Origin of the sequence: Serratia sp. BIGb0234 (genome assembly GCF_024809915.1) — a bacterium.
Lineage (GTDB): Bacteria > Pseudomonadota > Gammaproteobacteria > Enterobacterales > Enterobacteriaceae > Serratia > Serratia liquefaciens.
The window spans coordinates 214,813-229,872 of record NZ_JANUEI010000002.1; the positions used below are offsets into that span (position 1 = coordinate 214,813).

Genomic DNA, 15,060 nt, shown 5'->3' on the forward strand with positions numbered 1-15,060 from the left:
AAATCAGCCGAATTATCCACAGCTGCTATCCTGATAGTAAAAACATAAACGGGAGAAGTTGGCGATGAGTGAAGAAGACAAATTACCGCAGCTGTTGGAACACATGGTACTGAACCTGCGCATGATCTACGCGCGGTCAACATTGGTAGAAAAAGCGCTGGCCCACGTCATCGCTGACAATGCCACTTTAAAGAGCGACATCATCAAACAGCTGCAGATTGTCAACGCCAGCAACGAGCGTGATAAAATCGATTTGGAAGAAGCACGCATGCATTTGATAGAAGTGATTAATTCCGTTCCGACAAAAAAATAATCTCTGCCTTGGCCCGCGCAGTCTGTACGGGCCAAACAACAATTACGCACCTTCCAGCAAGAACTTTTCGCGACAGCCTCAGTATGCTGTGATAACTATTGCTGTTAAAACCTGACAACCGGAGCAAGCATGAAACTGTTTATCTACGATCATTGCCCATTCTGCGTTAAAGCCCGCATGATTTTCGGCCTGAAAAACCTGCCCGTCCGCCTGGTCACCCTGCTCAACGATGATGAAGCGACGCCTGTCGGCATGATTGGCAAAAAAATGGCGCCGATTTTACAAAAGGATGACGGCAGCTATCTTCCTGAAAGCATGGATATCGTGCATTACGTTGATAACCTCGACGGCAAGCCGCTGCTGACCGGTAAAACCAACCCGGCGATCGCCGACTGGCTGCAACGGGTCGGTGGTTATAGCATCAATCTACTGCTGCCGCGCTTTGCCAATGCCGACTTCGAAGAGTTCGCCACTGACAGTGCACGCCAGTACTTTAGCGACAAAAAGCAGGCCTCGATCGGGGATTTTTCCGAGCACCTTGCTGACAGTGCCGATCTGATTGCCCAACTGGAGGACGACTTGCAAACACTTTCCGGCCTGGTGGTCTCCGCAGACGCGGTGAATGGCACGCTGTCGGAAGATGATATCCACCTGTTCCCCCTGCTGCGTTCGCTGTCGATCGTCGCCGGGCTTACGCTGCCGGAAAACGTAGAAGCTTATCGCAACCGTATGGCGCAACGCAGTGACGTCCCACTGCTGTTCGATATGGAACAGTAACCCCCGCGATAAGGATATAGCGCGCAAATGTTGAAAATGGTGCTGGTCACTGCCCGCGATCGGGCACGGCTGAAAGAAATCTCCACCGTGCTGATCCGTTATGGATTGCAGGATGTGATTCGTCTGCTGGGTCTGAGCAATCTGTTAAGCGGTGCTGAAGGCAGCAGTGAAAGGCAAGACGGTCAAACATTGCCGCAGCGCCTGCGTGCGGCGCTGGAAGCCTTGGGGCCGACCTTTGTTAAGTTCGGCCAGATCCTGGCTACCCGTTCAGATCTGTTGGACGCAAGCTGGACCGACGAACTTGACCGTCTGCACAGTCAGGCAAGCACCCTTTCGTGGGAACAACTGGCACCACAGATCCGGGCAGACTTGAAGGGTGACCCGCACAGCCTGTTCGCCGAATTTGACGAAACCCCGCTGGCCGCCGCCTCGATGGCGCAAATTTACCGCGCCCGCCTGCACAGCGGCGAAGCGGTGGTGATTAAGGTGTTACGTCCCGGTCTGGCAAAAACCATTCAAGCCGACTTGCGCCTGCTGACCTATCTGGCGGAAACCGTGGAGCAACAGAGCCCGGCGCTGGCCCGTTATCGTCCGCGGCAGATGGTCAGAGCCCTGGCAACCGCGCTGACGCATGAACTGGACCTGACTCACGAGGGTAACAACTGCGAACGGGTCGCCCAACAGTTTGCCCAGCAGCCCAACGTGGTGATTCCGAAGATTTACTGGCAATGGTCGTCTCAGCGCCTGCTGGTGCAGGAATTTCTACCGGGTATCGCGCCGGAAAATCCGCAGCAACTGGCGGCGGCAGGATTAGATGGCCCATTACTCGCTCAGCGCGGCGCACAGGCCTTTATGAAAATGGTGCTGGAGCACCGTCTTTATCATGCCGATCCGCATCCGGGTAACGTAATGGCGTTAGCGGATAATCGTGTCGGCTTTATCGATTTCGGTATGGTCGGCCAGCTTTCCGAACGGCGACGTAATCAATTGCTGCTGTTGCTGCAGGCCATCGCCGAACGAGAATCCGCCGGCATCGTCAACACTTTGATCGCCTGGTCGGACAGCGATCCTTTGGATCTGCTGGATCTGGAGTTGGCGGCGCAAAACTTTCTCGATAAACAGGCCTCTGCCACTCTCACACTGGGCAAGGCGCTGACCGATTTGTTGGTGATGGTGCGTGAGCATCAGTTGGCACTGCCGCCAGACCTGGTGTTGCTGTTCAAGGCGTTAATCACAGCCGACGGCGTGCTGCATCGGCTGGATCCCCATTTCGATATCATCGCCACCCTGAAACCTATGCTGCAACAGGTAATGCTGCAGCGTTATACCCCGGAGGCGGTGCGTCGGCGTATGCTGGCATTGGGCGGCGAGGCATTGGACGCCAGTGAAGAGTTGCCGCAAACCTTGCGGCTGCTGATGCGCCGTCTTAAAGGCGGGAAAATCAGCGCCGATATCAACGTCAAAAACATCGATCAGTTGAGCAAGGCTTTGGAGCGAGCCGCCATCACGCTGGCCATTGCTATTGTCACCGCCGCCTTCGCGTTGGGCCTGGCGCCCTATCTGATGCACTCTTCCCTGCGGTTGTGGGGTATTCCACTGTTTCCGGCGCTGGGCGCGCTTGCCTGCCTGGGTGGTGTCTTGCTGCTGGTACTGCGTCTGCGGCGCTGAACAGTTTCAGCGTTATCCGATAGGTAGCCAGGTATTTCACGCGCACTATCACCCTGCTCGCTGACATCAACGGTTTCCTTCGCAGACAGCGAGCGTTTATAATGATAAATCAATAATCTGCAGCATTTTCGTTGGCAGTAGCTATGAGGCACACATGAAAAAGATCCTGATGGGCGCAGCCGCCCTGCTGTTCGCCGGCGCATTGGTCGGCTGCAATCAGCTGACCCAGTACACGCTCAGCGAGCAGGAAGTGAATGATTACCTGCAAAAGCACAACGATTACCAGAAGCAGATCGGCGTGCCAGGGCTGTTGGACGCCAATATCGTGCTGACTCAGCTAAAGAGCCAAATTGGGCGTAGCGAACCGGGCAAGGTTACCCTTTCCGGCGATGCGAAAGTGAATATCACTTCCATTCTGGGCCCGCAGACCGCGGACCTGAAGCTGACGCTGAAGGCACAGCCGGTGTATGACCGCGAGCAAGGCGCGGTGTTCCTCAAAGACATGGAGTTAACCGACTACAGCGTGCAGCCGGAGAAAATGCAGACGGTGATGAAGGCCCTGACCCCTTATCTGAATCAATCGCTGAAATCCTATTTCGATCAAAAGCCGGCCTATGTGCTGAACCCGGATAACAGTAAAACAGAAGCCATGGCCAAGAAACTGGCTAAAGGGTTGGAAGTGAAGCCAGGTGAACTGGTTATTCCATTTACCGACTGACGCTGACACTAAAAAAACAAAAAGCCCGCTGTTAACGCGGGCTTGATATTTTTCAGACGTTAATGCGCCGGAAAACGGTGAGATTATTGCGGTTCGCTGTAGGTGATTTTACCGGCGTTGCAGTCGAGGGTGACATTGTAGGTTTTATCCAGCTTGGTGCCCCGTACCGTTAACGGCACCTGCCATACCGCGTCCTTGCCGGTAATCGCCTCCGGACTGATCCAGGCTATCGGGGTAGCGGTACCCAGCAGCTTTTTATCCGACTCCCAGCGCGTAATGCGGTTCTGCAGGTAATCGCGTTTCACCTGAGCGGCGACGTCTGCCGGTTGCAGACCCGCGCATTGTGCCACCTTCGCGCTGCGTTGTTCCTGCGCCTGCACCGTGGTGGTAAAACCTACCGTGGCCAACAGTGCTACGGCCAAACTCAGTCCCGTTGCTTTCATATTCCCTCCAGTTGTGATTTACGCTACCCGCGGGCGCCAGCCCTTGGCTCACAACTGGTCTGGCAAAAGATCAGCGTTTGGCGAAGGTGATGACGAACAGCTCATCGAGCCCCGGATAGATTTCCTTGATCACCTGCTTCAGTTCGCTGAGCGACATGTTTTCTTGCTGAGCGTGCTGCTCGGTTAACGCATCCAAACGCACCGGCGTAACCGACAGCACTTCAATCATGCAGAAGAAAACACCGTCTTCATTGCGGCTAACGCGTAAAACCTCACCGGGTTGAAAGTGAGACTCACTGGCGTCCCGAATGGTAATGGTCTTGCGCCCGGCCAAAATGTCTTGCTCAAAACGAGTGAAGAAAGTTATTTCACGGCTCATTCTAGATCCTTTTTCATCACATTACCGCAACATAAGTCATTATGCTGCCTGCTTTTCTGACGCAGATCCCTCTTTTGGGGTAGCAGCAGGTTTTTCCGTTTTCACTTTGGCAGCTTTCTTCGGTGTTTCAGTCGGCGTCGCGCCGCGCAAAATCTGCCCCAGCGCATCTTTGTTTTCCGCCAGGAAGAAGCTCAGGCCTTCTCGCTGTTCGTCATCCAGCTCAAGCGGAGCCTGCTGCAGCCACTCACCCAGGCTGTCGGCCAGATCCAGCATTTTGTCGTAAGCGTCGGCTTCTTTCTTGGTCGCGAAAGTCATCTTTTCCTCACCGTTTCTCACCACCACATATTTAACTTCAACCGCCATGTGTGCATTCCTCAAAGGTTAGAATACTGTATTTATAACCAGTATAAGGTGATTATACGCAGGGATGCAAGCGCACCCCTGACGCGACTTATTTCAACAACCGCACCTTGCAGTTCTTACCCTTGATTTTGCCTTGCTGCAGCTGCTGCAGCGCCTTACGCGCGCTGGCCTTGCGGATCGCCACGTAGGCATGCACCGGGAACATGTCGATTTTACCCACTTCCGCCGCCGTCAACCCGGCCTCGCCGGTCAGTGCGCCGAGAATATCGCCAGGACGGATCTTGGCTTTACGCCCGCCGTCGATGCACAGGGTGACCATTTCGGCTTCCAGCGTGGTGTTTCCCGCACCGCTTAACTCGGACACCGGGGCCCAGTTAACTCTGATCTGCAGATACTCTTCAATCGCATGCGCACGCGTCATTTCCTGTGGCGTACACAGGCTGATCGCCAGGCCGCTCAAACCGGCACGACCGGTACGGCCGATGCGGTGCACGTGCACTTCCGGATCGAACGCCAGCTCGTAGTTGACCACCAACTCCAGCTCTTTAATATCCAGACCGCGCGCAGCAACGTCAGTTGCTACCAGCACCCGGCAGCTGCGGTTGGCAAAACGCACCAGCACCTGATCGCGATCGCGCTGTTCCAGATCGCCATGCAGCGCCAGGACATTAATGCCTCGCGCTTCCAGCGCTTCGTACACGCTCTGACAATCGCGTTTGGTGTTACAGAACACCACGCAAGAAGAAGGTTGGTAATGACGAATCGCCGACACCAATACCGCCGGGCGTTGATCGCGGGTCGTTTCGTAGAAACGTTGTTCGATGGTGGTTTGCTCTTCACCGTCGTCCACTTCCACATTCAGCGGCTCGCGCTGCACGCGAGCGCTGATGCGTTCGATCCCGCTCGGATAGGTTGCAGAGAACAGCAGCGTCTGACGTTGCGGCGGCGTGTAGCTGATCACATCGTCGATATCGTCGGCAAAGCCCATGTCCAGCATGCGGTCGGCTTCGTCCAGCACCAGCACCTTCAGTTCATCCAGCACCAGCGTTTTCTTGCGCAGGTGTTCCTGAATACGCCCCGGCGTGCCCACCACGATATGCGGCGCGTGCACCAGCGAATCGAGCTGCGGCCCCATCGGTTGGCCCCCGCACAGGGTCAGAATTTTGATGTTCTGAGTGAAGCGCGCCAGACGACGCAATTCTTTGCTCACCTGGTCCGCCAGCTCACGCGTCGGGCACAGGATCAGTGCCTGAGCGGCCACTTGGGAAACGTTGATTTTGTCCAGCAGGCCAATGCCGAACGCCGCCGTTTTACCGCTGCCGGTTTTTGCTTTGGCACGTACGTCCTGCCCTTTCAGGATGGCGGGCAATGCGGCAGCCTGCACCGGCGTCATTTCGGCATACCCCAGTTCGTTGAGGTTGGCCAACTGTTCGGCTGGCAGCGGCAGGGAAGAAAAAGAAACTGTGCTCACGGCGATAACTCTTATATGGCAAATGGAATGGCGGCGCGCCCACGGCAGCACCGAATCAACCGCAGATGATAACAGAGATAGTCAGGATTACGGATTTCACGCATAAAAAAAGCCGCCAGCCGGGGTTTTACCCCAGAAACCGATAACGCGTTTGCCACCGGCTGCACACGCAAACGTTTTCGTATATACTGCTCGCCCATAATCAGACCGCATTACTCTCCACAGATCCAGGTACGAGACTATGTTAACTATTGGAACCGCCCTGCGCCCCTCCGCCACCCGCGTTATGCTGCTCGGCTCCGGGGAGCTGGGAAAAGAAGTTGCCATCGAATGCCAGCGTTTGGGGCTGGAAGTGATTGCCGTAGATCGTTACGCCAATGCCCCGGCCATGCACGTGGCCCATCGCAGCCACGTTATTAACATGCTGGACGGCAACGCGCTGAAAGCCGTGATTGAACAGGAACGTCCTGATTACATCGTGCCGGAGATTGAAGCTATCGCCACCGGCATGCTGGTTGAACTGGAGCAGCAAGGGCACCGTGTGGTGCCGTGCGCAGAAGCGACGCGCCTGACCATGAACCGCGAAGGCATCCGTCGCCTGGCGGCAGAAACGCTCGGCCTGCCGACCTCCAGCTACCGTTTTGCCGACGGTGAAGAAGCCTTCCGTCAGGCCGTCGACGAAATCGGCTACCCATGCATCATCAAACCTGTCATGAGCTCTTCCGGTAAGGGCCAAAGCCTGATCCGCAGCCCGGAGCAGCTGAAAACCGCCTGGGATTACGCCCAACAGGGTGGCCGTGCCGGCGGGGGACGGGTGATTGTCGAAGGCCTGGTGAAGTTCGATTTTGAAATCACTCTGCTGACCATCAGCGCCGTCGATGGCGTACATTTCTGCGCACCGATCGGACACCGTCAGGAAGACGGGGATTACCGTGAGTCCTGGCAGCCGCAGCAGATGAGCGAACTGGCGCTCAGCCGCGCGCAGGCCATTGCGGAAAACGTGGTGAAGGCACTGGGTGGATTTGGCCTGTTCGGCGTCGAGCTGTTTGTCTGTGGCGACGAAGTGATTTTCAGCGAGGTTTCACCGCGCCCACACGATACCGGCATGGTGACCCTGATTTCACAAGACCTGTCTGAATTTGCACTGCACGTGCGTGCTTTCCTCGGTCTGCCGATTGGCGCAATCCGTCAGTTCGGCCCTTCTGCCTCGGCGGTGATCCTGCCACAGCTTACCAGTAGCGACCTGCGTTTCAGCGGGCTGGATCGTGCACTGACCGGCCACAATCAGCTGCGTTTGTTCGGCAAGCCGGAAATTGAAGGTCAACGTCGGATGGGCGTCGCGTTGGCGACAGCTGAAAATATCGAGTTGGCGGTAGAGTCGGCCAAGCAGGCTGCTGCTGCGGTGGTCATTGAAGGTTAAGGCTTTGGGGCCGGCTTGCCGGCCCCTGCAACATCAATAGTTTTCGTCTTCTTCCGAGTCATCATCACCCTGATCGTCCGGGCGTTCCTGATACTCTTCATCGTCATCTTCGTCATCGAACATAACGCTAACCTGGTCACCCTGATGTTTTTCACGGATTTCCTGCGCAACCCGTGCGATGGCTTCACCACTGCTCATGCCTTGTTCCATCAGCTGATGGATACGATCCGCAGCTTCCTGCTGCTCTAGATGGCTTAACGACGGCATACCTGCAAGCATGTGTTTCTCTCCGGTAAAATGGAGGGCGAGTATACCCCTTAAACCGGCGGATCCCAACGCCTGTTATTCAGCGGCCGGTTGTGAGCAATGATCGCCGTGTCGCCACTGTTTCAGGCGATGCAACCAGAGCATGACGTGCCAGCCCTGCTTAAGGCCGCGCGCGTTGGTGGACATTGCGCGATCGATACCGCGCTGGTAGAACTCATCGGTGATCCGGCACTGAGCCGCCAGTTCGGGCTCACGGCGAATGCTGTGACAAATTCCCAGGGCTTCACGGGTGATCTGCCAGTGAAAAGCAGGACGGATACTGATTTTCCGTGCATAGCGCTGGTTCAACGCCACCAGCATCTCCACTATTTTCATATAATGGCGTTGATATTCAACGTTGGCCTGGCCTGTCCGGCGACGGTTGCTGATCGATTTATCGTGCACTCGCTGGCGATACAACGTTTTACTGAGATATTTCACCCGCTGCGCATTAAACATCACCTCGGTGGTCCAGGGAATATCCTGGTGGTGCAAACCCGGTTCAAAATACAACCGATGCTGTTTAATAAAATCAAGGCGATATACCGCCAGCCAGACCACATGAATAAATTTTCTCGATTTGAGCGCGCGTTCCAACCATTTCACTCCGCTAATAACGCCGGTGTCGCCCAAGCGGTTTTGCGGAATAATCGGTTGCAGTTCATCTTGGTCGGTGAAATAACGTTCACCGTTGCACTGCATGACATCCAATTGATTTTCTTCAGCCATTTCAATCAGGGTTGCATACATTTCCGGCGCCAGTAAATCATCCGCGTCGGGAAATGCCACATATTTTCCGCGTGCTACAGCCAACCCGGCATTGCGCGCACAGGATACGCCCGCATTGAGCTGGTCAATCACGGTAATATGAGGATGCCGTTGGGCATAGCGGTGGGCGATATCACCAGAGCCGTCGGTGGATCCGTCGTTGACGATGATCACCTCCAGGCGCCGCTCCTGTTGGGCTAACAGCGAGGCCAAAAACGGCTCAAACAGTTCACCCACGTTATGTAACGGGACGATGACACTCAGCATTAGGGGCATAGGCAGCTCTTCGCAAAAAGTAACGAATGAATATCTCTATTTTTTAAAAATATCAGGGTGCAATTAAATTAGAACGCAGTGCCCGGCGATAAAACGGGTATAAATGCGTCTTGTTACTGTTTATAGTTTTATACGAAACGTGCTCTTTTTGGGTATTTATCGTCCGGGAACCGGTATTATCAGGCAATGTCATAAGTTCGCCTGATATTTTTGTGATCTCAATCAAAAGTAATAACGCAATAAAACTAATTACTAGGATTTAATTTATAAAACCCGATTCCAATGGATAAGATATATCCGAGTCATTAATTGATAACGCAGTTTTTAACATATTGGATTATAGTTGAAGTCGCAAAAAATGCTTCATTTGCAAATTTGTTGATTCATTGTTTATGTGAAGTGTGCTTTGCCCACACATGCCAGGACATGCGCCTATCGGCTGAATATGGCAGAATAGCCATCATAAACAGCCGCCCCGTCAGTCAGGTTTATTGAGGCCCATGAGCGCAACCGCACCCAATCTAAAATCTTTGCCCTACACCCCCACCACCCTGCTGGAGCTGTTTGCTCCTCTTGCTCAACACCCCTGGGCCATGTTGCTGCATTCCGGCTTTGCCGAACATTCGCATAACCGTTTCGATATTTTGGTCGCGGCCCCCAAGGTCACTCTGACTACCCGAGGGCAAATCACAGAGCTCTGTCACGGCTCGGAGGTACGGCAATCGAAGGAAGATCCCTTCCAGTTACTGCAACAGCAGTTGGAACAACAAAACCAACATCCGGCAGCAAATACCGACTTGCCATTCCAGGGCGGCGCTCTGGGGCTATTCGGTTACGATCTGGGCCGCAGAGTGGAAAAACTGCCGCAAATGGCACAGGCGGATATCACCTTGCCGGACATGGCGGTTGGCATTTACGACTGGGCGCTGATTGCCGATCACCATAAGAAGACGCTAACGCTGCTCAGCTATGGCGATACTGAACAACGCTGGCAGTGGTTATGCAGCCAGCAATCTGAACCTCAGCAAGACTTCACCTTGACCAGCCGCTGGCAAGCCAACATGACACGGCAGCAATATGGTGAAAAATTCCAACGTATCCAGCAGTATTTGCGCAGCGGCGATTGCTATCAAATCAATCTGACTCAACGCTTTTCCGCAGATTATCAGGGCGATGAATGGCAAGCCTTTCAGCAACTGAGCGCCAGCAATCGAGCCCCCTTCTCTGCCTTTTTACGTCTGCCGGACAACGCCGTACTGAGCGTTTCGCCCGAGCGTTTTTTGTGGCTGGAGAACCAGCAGATCCAAACCCGCCCTATCAAGGGCACGCTGCCGCGGCTGGCCGATGCCGAGCAAGATGCGCAGCAGGCGCAACGGTTGGCGAATTCCGCCAAAGATCGCGCGGAAAACCTGATGATTGTCGATCTGCTGCGCAACGATATCGGCCGCGTCGCCGAACCGGGCAGCGTCAAAGTTCCCGAACTGTTCGTGGTGGAGCCTTTCCCGGCGGTACATCATCTGGTCAGCACCATCACCGCCCTCCTGCCCGAACGCACACCAGCAACTGAGCTGTTGCGCGCCTGCTTCCCGGGCGGATCTATTACCGGTGCGCCCAAGGTACGGGCGATGGAAATTATCGAAGAGCTGGAGCCACAGCGGCGTAACGCCTACTGCGGCAGTATCGGCTATATCAGCGCCTGTGGCACCATGGACACCAACATCACCATCCGCACTTTGTTCACCGAAAGTGGCCGCATTTACTGTTCGGCCGGTGGCGGCATCGTAGCCGACAGCCAGGAACAGGCGGAATATCAGGAAACTTTCGATAAAGTCGGCCGCATCCTACCGCAACTGGGGGAGTTTATCGCTTCGTGAGCCAACCGACTTATCCGACTTCGCTGGCGGCGTTTATCAGCCGCTTCCAGCTGCAATTGCCGCAGGCGTCACAGATTTCGCATAACGTTCGCCCTGCGGCGGTGCTGATACCCATTATCTGCCGGCCCGAGCCCACGCTGCTGCTCACCCGCCGTGCCGACTCACTACGAAAACATCCGGGCCAGGTGGCATTTCCCGGCGGTAAAACCGATGCCGAAGACGGCTCAGCGATTATTACCGCCCTGCGTGAAGCCCAGGAGGAAGTGGCAATCCCGCCCCAGGCGGTGACTATCCTTGGCCAACTGGCCCCGCTCGACAGCAGCACCGGTTTCCAGGTCACTCCGGTTGTCGGCCTGATCTCACCCGACGTGCAATTTAGCGCCAATGAAGATGAAGTGGCCGACGTTTTCGAAATGCCTTTGCACGAAGCGCTGACCCTCTCACGCTATTACCCGCTGGATATTCAGCGCGCCGGTCATTCGCACCGTATTTATCTCTCCTGGTATCAGAGTCAATTTGTCTGGGGATTGACCGCGGCAATCATTCGCCGCCTGGCGCAACAGGTCAGCATTTAGCCCCAATTCCGTGACGCCGATCACAAGCCAAACGGTTACCTGCACCAGCGGCACGGGTAAAGCGATCGGCATCACTTCATTTGTTTGCTTTTTCAACTACCGTTCTGGCTATCAGAGTTTTAAAAAAACTGTAAACCCTCTCTTCAACCTTACGAAATACCTGTAAAATACCGCCGTCCGGAATAAACCACTATTTCAGCAGGGTTTAAGCCGGCCGCGTTCAGCAGTGGAAGCTGGCGCGATTGCCATTAACCGAGTTTAGGTGGCGGCTGTTCTTCGACTGGCCGAGCGCCTGCGGCAATCATAAACAGGACTGACACCAAGGATTATTTTATTTCATGCGAAAAAGGCAACCGAACCCGTACGGCCCTTTTACAATATCGCTGTTCCCTGCACGGTTTTTAACCGATGCAGCCATAACAATATGCCTCTAAGGAGTTTTAGCGTGATTAGCGTTTTCGACATGTTTAAGATCGGCATCGGCCCGTCCAGCTCTCATACGGTTGGACCGATGAAAGCCGGCAAACAGTTTGTCGACGATCTGGTAAATAAAGGCCTGATGCCTTCTATCACGCGTGTTGCCGTAGACGTTTACGGCTCACTCTCATTGACCGGTAAAGGTCACCATACCGATATCGCTATCATCCTCGGCCTGGCAGGCAACATGCCGGATACCGTTGATATCGATAGCATCCCGGGTTTTATTCGCGATGTAGAACAACGTCAAAGACTGATGCTGGCCAGCGGCCTGCATGAGGTAGATTTCCCGCGTGACGGCGGCATGGTGTTCCGCAGCGATAACCTGCCGCTGCATGAGAACGGCATGCAAATCCACGCCTTCGCCGGGGATAAACAAGTTTACAGCAAGACTTACTATTCTATCGGCGGTGGTTTTATCGTCGATGAAGAGAATTTCGGCAAAACCGATGCGCATGAATTGAGCGTTCCTTACCCGTTCAATTTTGCGCGTGAAATGCTGGAGCATTGTCGTGAAACCGGGCTGTCGCTGTCCGGCATGGTGATGCAGAACGAACTGGCGCTGCACAGCAAGCAGGAGATCGAAACCTACTTCGGCAATATCTGGCAGACCATGCGCGCCTGTATCGACCGTGGCCTGAACACCGAAGGCGTGCTGCCTGGTCCGCTGCGCGTACCGCGTCGTGCTTCCGCATTACGTCGCCTGCTGGTTTCTTCCGACAAATTGTCCAGCGATCCGATGAACGTCATTGACTGGGTCAATATGTTCGCGCTGGCGGTCAACGAAGAGAACGCCGCCGGTGGCCGCGTGGTCACCGCTCCAACCAACGGCGCCTGCGGCATCGTACCGGCCGTGCTGGCTTACTATGACCACTTTATCGAATCCGTCAGCCCGGATATTTACATCCGTTACTTTATGGCGGCGGGCGCAGTCGGTGCTCTGTACAAAATGAACGCGTCTATCTCTGGCGCTGAAGTGGGCTGCCAGGGCGAAGTAGGCGTGGCCTGTTCCATGGCAGCGGCCGGTTTGGCCGAACTGCTGGGCGGCAGCCCGGAACAGGTTTGCATCGCGGCGGAAATCGGCATGGAGCACAACCTGGGGTTGACCTGTGACCCGGTTGCCGGTCAGGTTCAGGTGCCTTGCATCGAGCGTAATGCCATTGCTTCGGTGAAAGCGATCAACTCGGCGCGCATGGCGCTGCGCCGTACCAGTGAGCCTCGCGTGTCACTGGATAAGGTGATCGAGACCATGTATGAAACCGGTAAAGACATGAACGCTAAATACCGCGAAACCTCGCGTGGCGGTCTGGCAATAAAAGTGCAGTGCGATTAACCCCAAACCCCGCCTTTATGGCGGGGTTTTTCTTTCCAGAATTTGTTGATAATCAAATCGCTAACGCCAATTAAGTGACAATGTCACAGTAAAATATGTCGGCAACGTCACATCGATCCTGCGGTTAACCCACAATTTCCCCCTCTGTTTCGCCAAATTTAAATAATTTACTGGGTTACCATCACTCTTGTATAACGACAGGCTAGAATTAGCCGAGTATCATTTTGGACTGTTTGGCCTGACGGTGATTCTGGGCTGGCTTACCGAACAAGGATTTAGCGATGTTGATGACCCAACTTACCGTGACCAAATACCGCTATTACCGTTGGCTGCTAGCCGGGGCGGTCGGGTTGGCTATTCTACTGTTGTCGCTTTACACCCGCTACTATCAGGAAATCGGCACCATCGAACACAATCGACAGGTGCTTGCCAATCGCACCGTCGCCAAGATCAACAACCTGTTGTCACCGGCTGAATTACAGGCCAAACGCTCCATGCCCCTGCTGACCTCCACTTGTGAAACCGTCATGCCAACGCTGCGCTTTCGCGCCGCGCAAAACCAGGCGCTTCGGGCAGTGCTGCTGGTCAAGGATGGTGTTATTTATTGTTCCAGCCTGTTTGGTTCCCGCAAGTATGTTTTCAGCGCTATTTTGCCCGCAATAGCAAACGATGGCGCGAAGCTGGCGCTGCGCCCTTCGCTGTCGGTCGCCAAAGGCGTCCCCACCCTGATCATGTGGACGCCAGAGGCGGATAATGATCGCCGTAACGGCGTCTTGCACGTCTTCAATATTGAACTGCTGGCAAACTTTCTGCTCGAGCCTCAGGAACCCTATGCACAGCGGGTGGTGCTGAACGTCGGAGATTACAGTTTGGAATACGGTCGCCGCGAGATCCTGCGCAGCGATAGCCTGATAACCGATTTGCGCTATACCGCGAAATCTACGCAATACCCGTTCTCTGTCTCGCTGTTCGGTCCTCAGGCCGGCATGCTGGCGCTGGCGGCACTGCCGCGCCATGTTCCGCTGTCGTTACTAATCAGCCTGCTGGCGGCCTACGTGGTGTACCTGCTCACCGCGAATCGCATGAGCCTTTCGTACCATATAGGACATGCCATTTCTCATCGCGAATTCCGCGTTTACTGTCAGCCGATCATCAACGCTGAAACCGGTCGCTGCGTTGGGGTTGAAACCCTGCTGCGCTGGAAAAACAAACGCCAGGGCTGGATCTCCCCCGACGTGTTCATCCCGTTGGCGGAACAGCATGGGTTAATCATTCCCCTGACCCGCTACCTGATAAGCACCGTAGTGGAAAATCTGCAGTTATTCCCGCCGCGTCCGTCGTTTTATATCAGCATCAACGTCGCCGCGGAGCATTTCAACGCGGTGACTATCATCGATGACATTCGCCGTCTGTGGCTGCCTGCCGAACCGATGCCGTCGCTGATGCTGGAGCTGACCGAACGCACCGCGCTGTCAGAAATTCAGTATGAGCAAATCAAAACGCTGAAGGAGATGGGCATTATGCTGGCGATCGATGACTTTGGCACCGGGCACAGCTCGCTCAGCTACCTGAAAAAACTCAGCCCGGACGTGTTGAAGATCGATCGCGGTTTTACCGCCGCCATCGGTACCGATGCCATTAACGCCACAGTCACCGATACCATTATTACGTTGGCACAGCGTCTGAAATTAAAACTGGTGGCTGAAGGGGTAGAAACCGCCGAACAGGTTGAATATTTGCGTTCGCACGACGTGAATGCCCTGCAAGGCTTCTATTTTGCCAAGCCAATGCCAATCCATGTTTTCCCGCTGTGGCTACAGCAGTACGAATCGCGGTTACGGACGGGGAATCAGCGGGAAGAGCAAAAGGCAGGGCTGGAAAAAAAGCCGGAGGCATGAT

The 15,060-nt window shown here is 54.7% G+C and carries 15 protein-coding genes; 9 read left to right on the forward strand and 6 right to left on the reverse strand.

The window, feature by feature from the left end; genetic code table 11:
• The first annotated feature begins 64 nt into the window (after positions 1–64).
• The 4 genes from M2407_RS08020 to M2407_RS08035 all read left to right on the forward strand — a co-directional run bounded on the left by M2407_RS08020 (position 65) and on the right by M2407_RS08035 (position 3,476).
• Positions 65–313, forward strand: a complete 249-nt coding sequence (locus M2407_RS08020; protein ID WP_020827284.1) for a hypothetical protein — start codon at positions 65–67, stop codon at positions 311–313.
• Between the two features lie 129 nt (positions 314–442).
• A complete protein-coding gene (gene grxB / locus M2407_RS08025) occupies positions 443–1,090 on the forward strand; it encodes a glutaredoxin 2 (protein ID WP_115058646.1) in 648 nt (215 codons plus the stop codon).
• A gap of 27 nt (positions 1,091–1,117) precedes the next feature.
• The gene (locus M2407_RS08030; RefSeq protein WP_128864717.1) at positions 1,118–2,758 is read left to right on the forward strand and encodes an AarF/ABC1/UbiB kinase family protein; all 1,641 of its coding nucleotides are present in this window, start codon (positions 1,118–1,120) and stop codon (positions 2,756–2,758) included.
• A 154-nt stretch (positions 2,759–2,912) separates the two neighbouring features.
• Positions 2,913–3,476, forward strand: a complete 564-nt coding sequence (locus tag M2407_RS08035; protein WP_020827287.1) for a lipoprotein — start codon at positions 2,913–2,915, stop codon at positions 3,474–3,476.
• A gap of 83 nt (positions 3,477–3,559) precedes the next feature.
• Here M2407_RS08035 and yebF read toward each other — a convergent pair whose 3' ends face one another.
• From yebF to dbpA, 4 genes are all read right to left on the reverse strand, one after another.
• On the reverse strand, positions 3,560–3,919 hold the full coding sequence (gene yebF, locus M2407_RS08040; RefSeq protein ID WP_048760142.1) for a protein YebF: 360 nt from the start codon (positions 3,917–3,919) through the stop codon (positions 3,560–3,562).
• Between the two features lie 70 nt (positions 3,920–3,989).
• Positions 3,990–4,298 carry a N(4)-acetylcytidine aminohydrolase gene (gene yqfB / locus M2407_RS08045; RefSeq protein WP_020827289.1) on the reverse strand — a complete coding sequence of 103 codons (309 nt, stop codon included), beginning with the start codon at positions 4,296–4,298 and terminating at the stop codon, positions 3,990–3,992.
• 39 nt (positions 4,299–4,337) lie between these two features.
• On the reverse strand, positions 4,338–4,661 hold the full coding sequence (locus tag M2407_RS08050; protein WP_115058644.1) for a YebG family protein: 324 nt from the start codon (positions 4,659–4,661) through the stop codon (positions 4,338–4,340).
• Between the two features lie 88 nt (positions 4,662–4,749).
• A complete protein-coding gene (dbpA, locus tag M2407_RS08055) occupies positions 4,750–6,132 on the reverse strand; it encodes an ATP-dependent RNA helicase DbpA (protein WP_048760146.1) in 1,383 nt (460 codons plus the stop codon).
• Between the two features lie 241 nt (positions 6,133–6,373).
• Here dbpA and purT point away from each other — a divergent pair, with 241 nt between their 5' ends.
• Complete coding sequence (gene purT / locus M2407_RS08060; protein WP_046373333.1) at positions 6,374–7,552, forward strand: formate-dependent phosphoribosylglycinamide formyltransferase; 1,179 nt, start codon at positions 6,374–6,376, stop codon at positions 7,550–7,552.
• Between the two features lie 33 nt (positions 7,553–7,585).
• On the opposite strand, the gene M2407_RS08065 is transcribed toward purT, so the two are convergent.
• Both M2407_RS08065 and M2407_RS08070 read right to left on the reverse strand, forming a co-directional pair.
• Positions 7,586–7,831 (reverse strand): YoaH family protein, encoded by a 246-nt coding sequence (locus M2407_RS08065; protein ID WP_020827293.1) that lies wholly within the window; start codon positions 7,829–7,831, stop codon positions 7,586–7,588.
• A gap of 63 nt (positions 7,832–7,894) precedes the next feature.
• On the reverse strand, positions 7,895–8,902 hold the full coding sequence (locus tag M2407_RS08070; protein ID WP_046373332.1) for a glycosyltransferase: 1,008 nt from the start codon (positions 8,900–8,902) through the stop codon (positions 7,895–7,897).
• A gap of 500 nt (positions 8,903–9,402) precedes the next feature.
• Between M2407_RS08070 and pabB the strand changes: the two genes are divergently transcribed.
• From pabB to M2407_RS08090, 4 genes are all read left to right on the forward strand, one after another.
• Positions 9,403–10,776, forward strand: coding sequence for an aminodeoxychorismate synthase component 1 (gene pabB, locus M2407_RS08075; protein WP_259217543.1), 1,374 nt, complete (start codon positions 9,403–9,405; stop codon positions 10,774–10,776).
• The gene (locus tag M2407_RS08080) at positions 10,773–11,351 is read left to right on the forward strand and encodes a CoA pyrophosphatase (protein ID WP_046373330.1); all 579 of its coding nucleotides are present in this window, start codon (positions 10,773–10,775) and stop codon (positions 11,349–11,351) included. The genes pabB and M2407_RS08080 overlap by 4 nt, the downstream gene beginning before the upstream one ends.
• A 445-nt stretch (positions 11,352–11,796) precedes the next feature.
• Positions 11,797–13,161 carry an L-serine ammonia-lyase gene (sdaA, locus tag M2407_RS08085; protein ID WP_041414647.1) on the forward strand — a complete coding sequence of 455 codons (1,365 nt, stop codon included), beginning with the start codon at positions 11,797–11,799 and terminating at the stop codon, positions 13,159–13,161.
• A 281-nt stretch (positions 13,162–13,442) separates the two neighbouring features.
• The gene (locus M2407_RS08090) at positions 13,443–15,059 is read left to right on the forward strand and encodes an EAL domain-containing protein (RefSeq protein ID WP_142815077.1); all 1,617 of its coding nucleotides are present in this window, start codon (positions 13,443–13,445) and stop codon (positions 15,057–15,059) included.
• The last annotated feature ends 1 nt before the right edge of the window (position 15,060 follow it).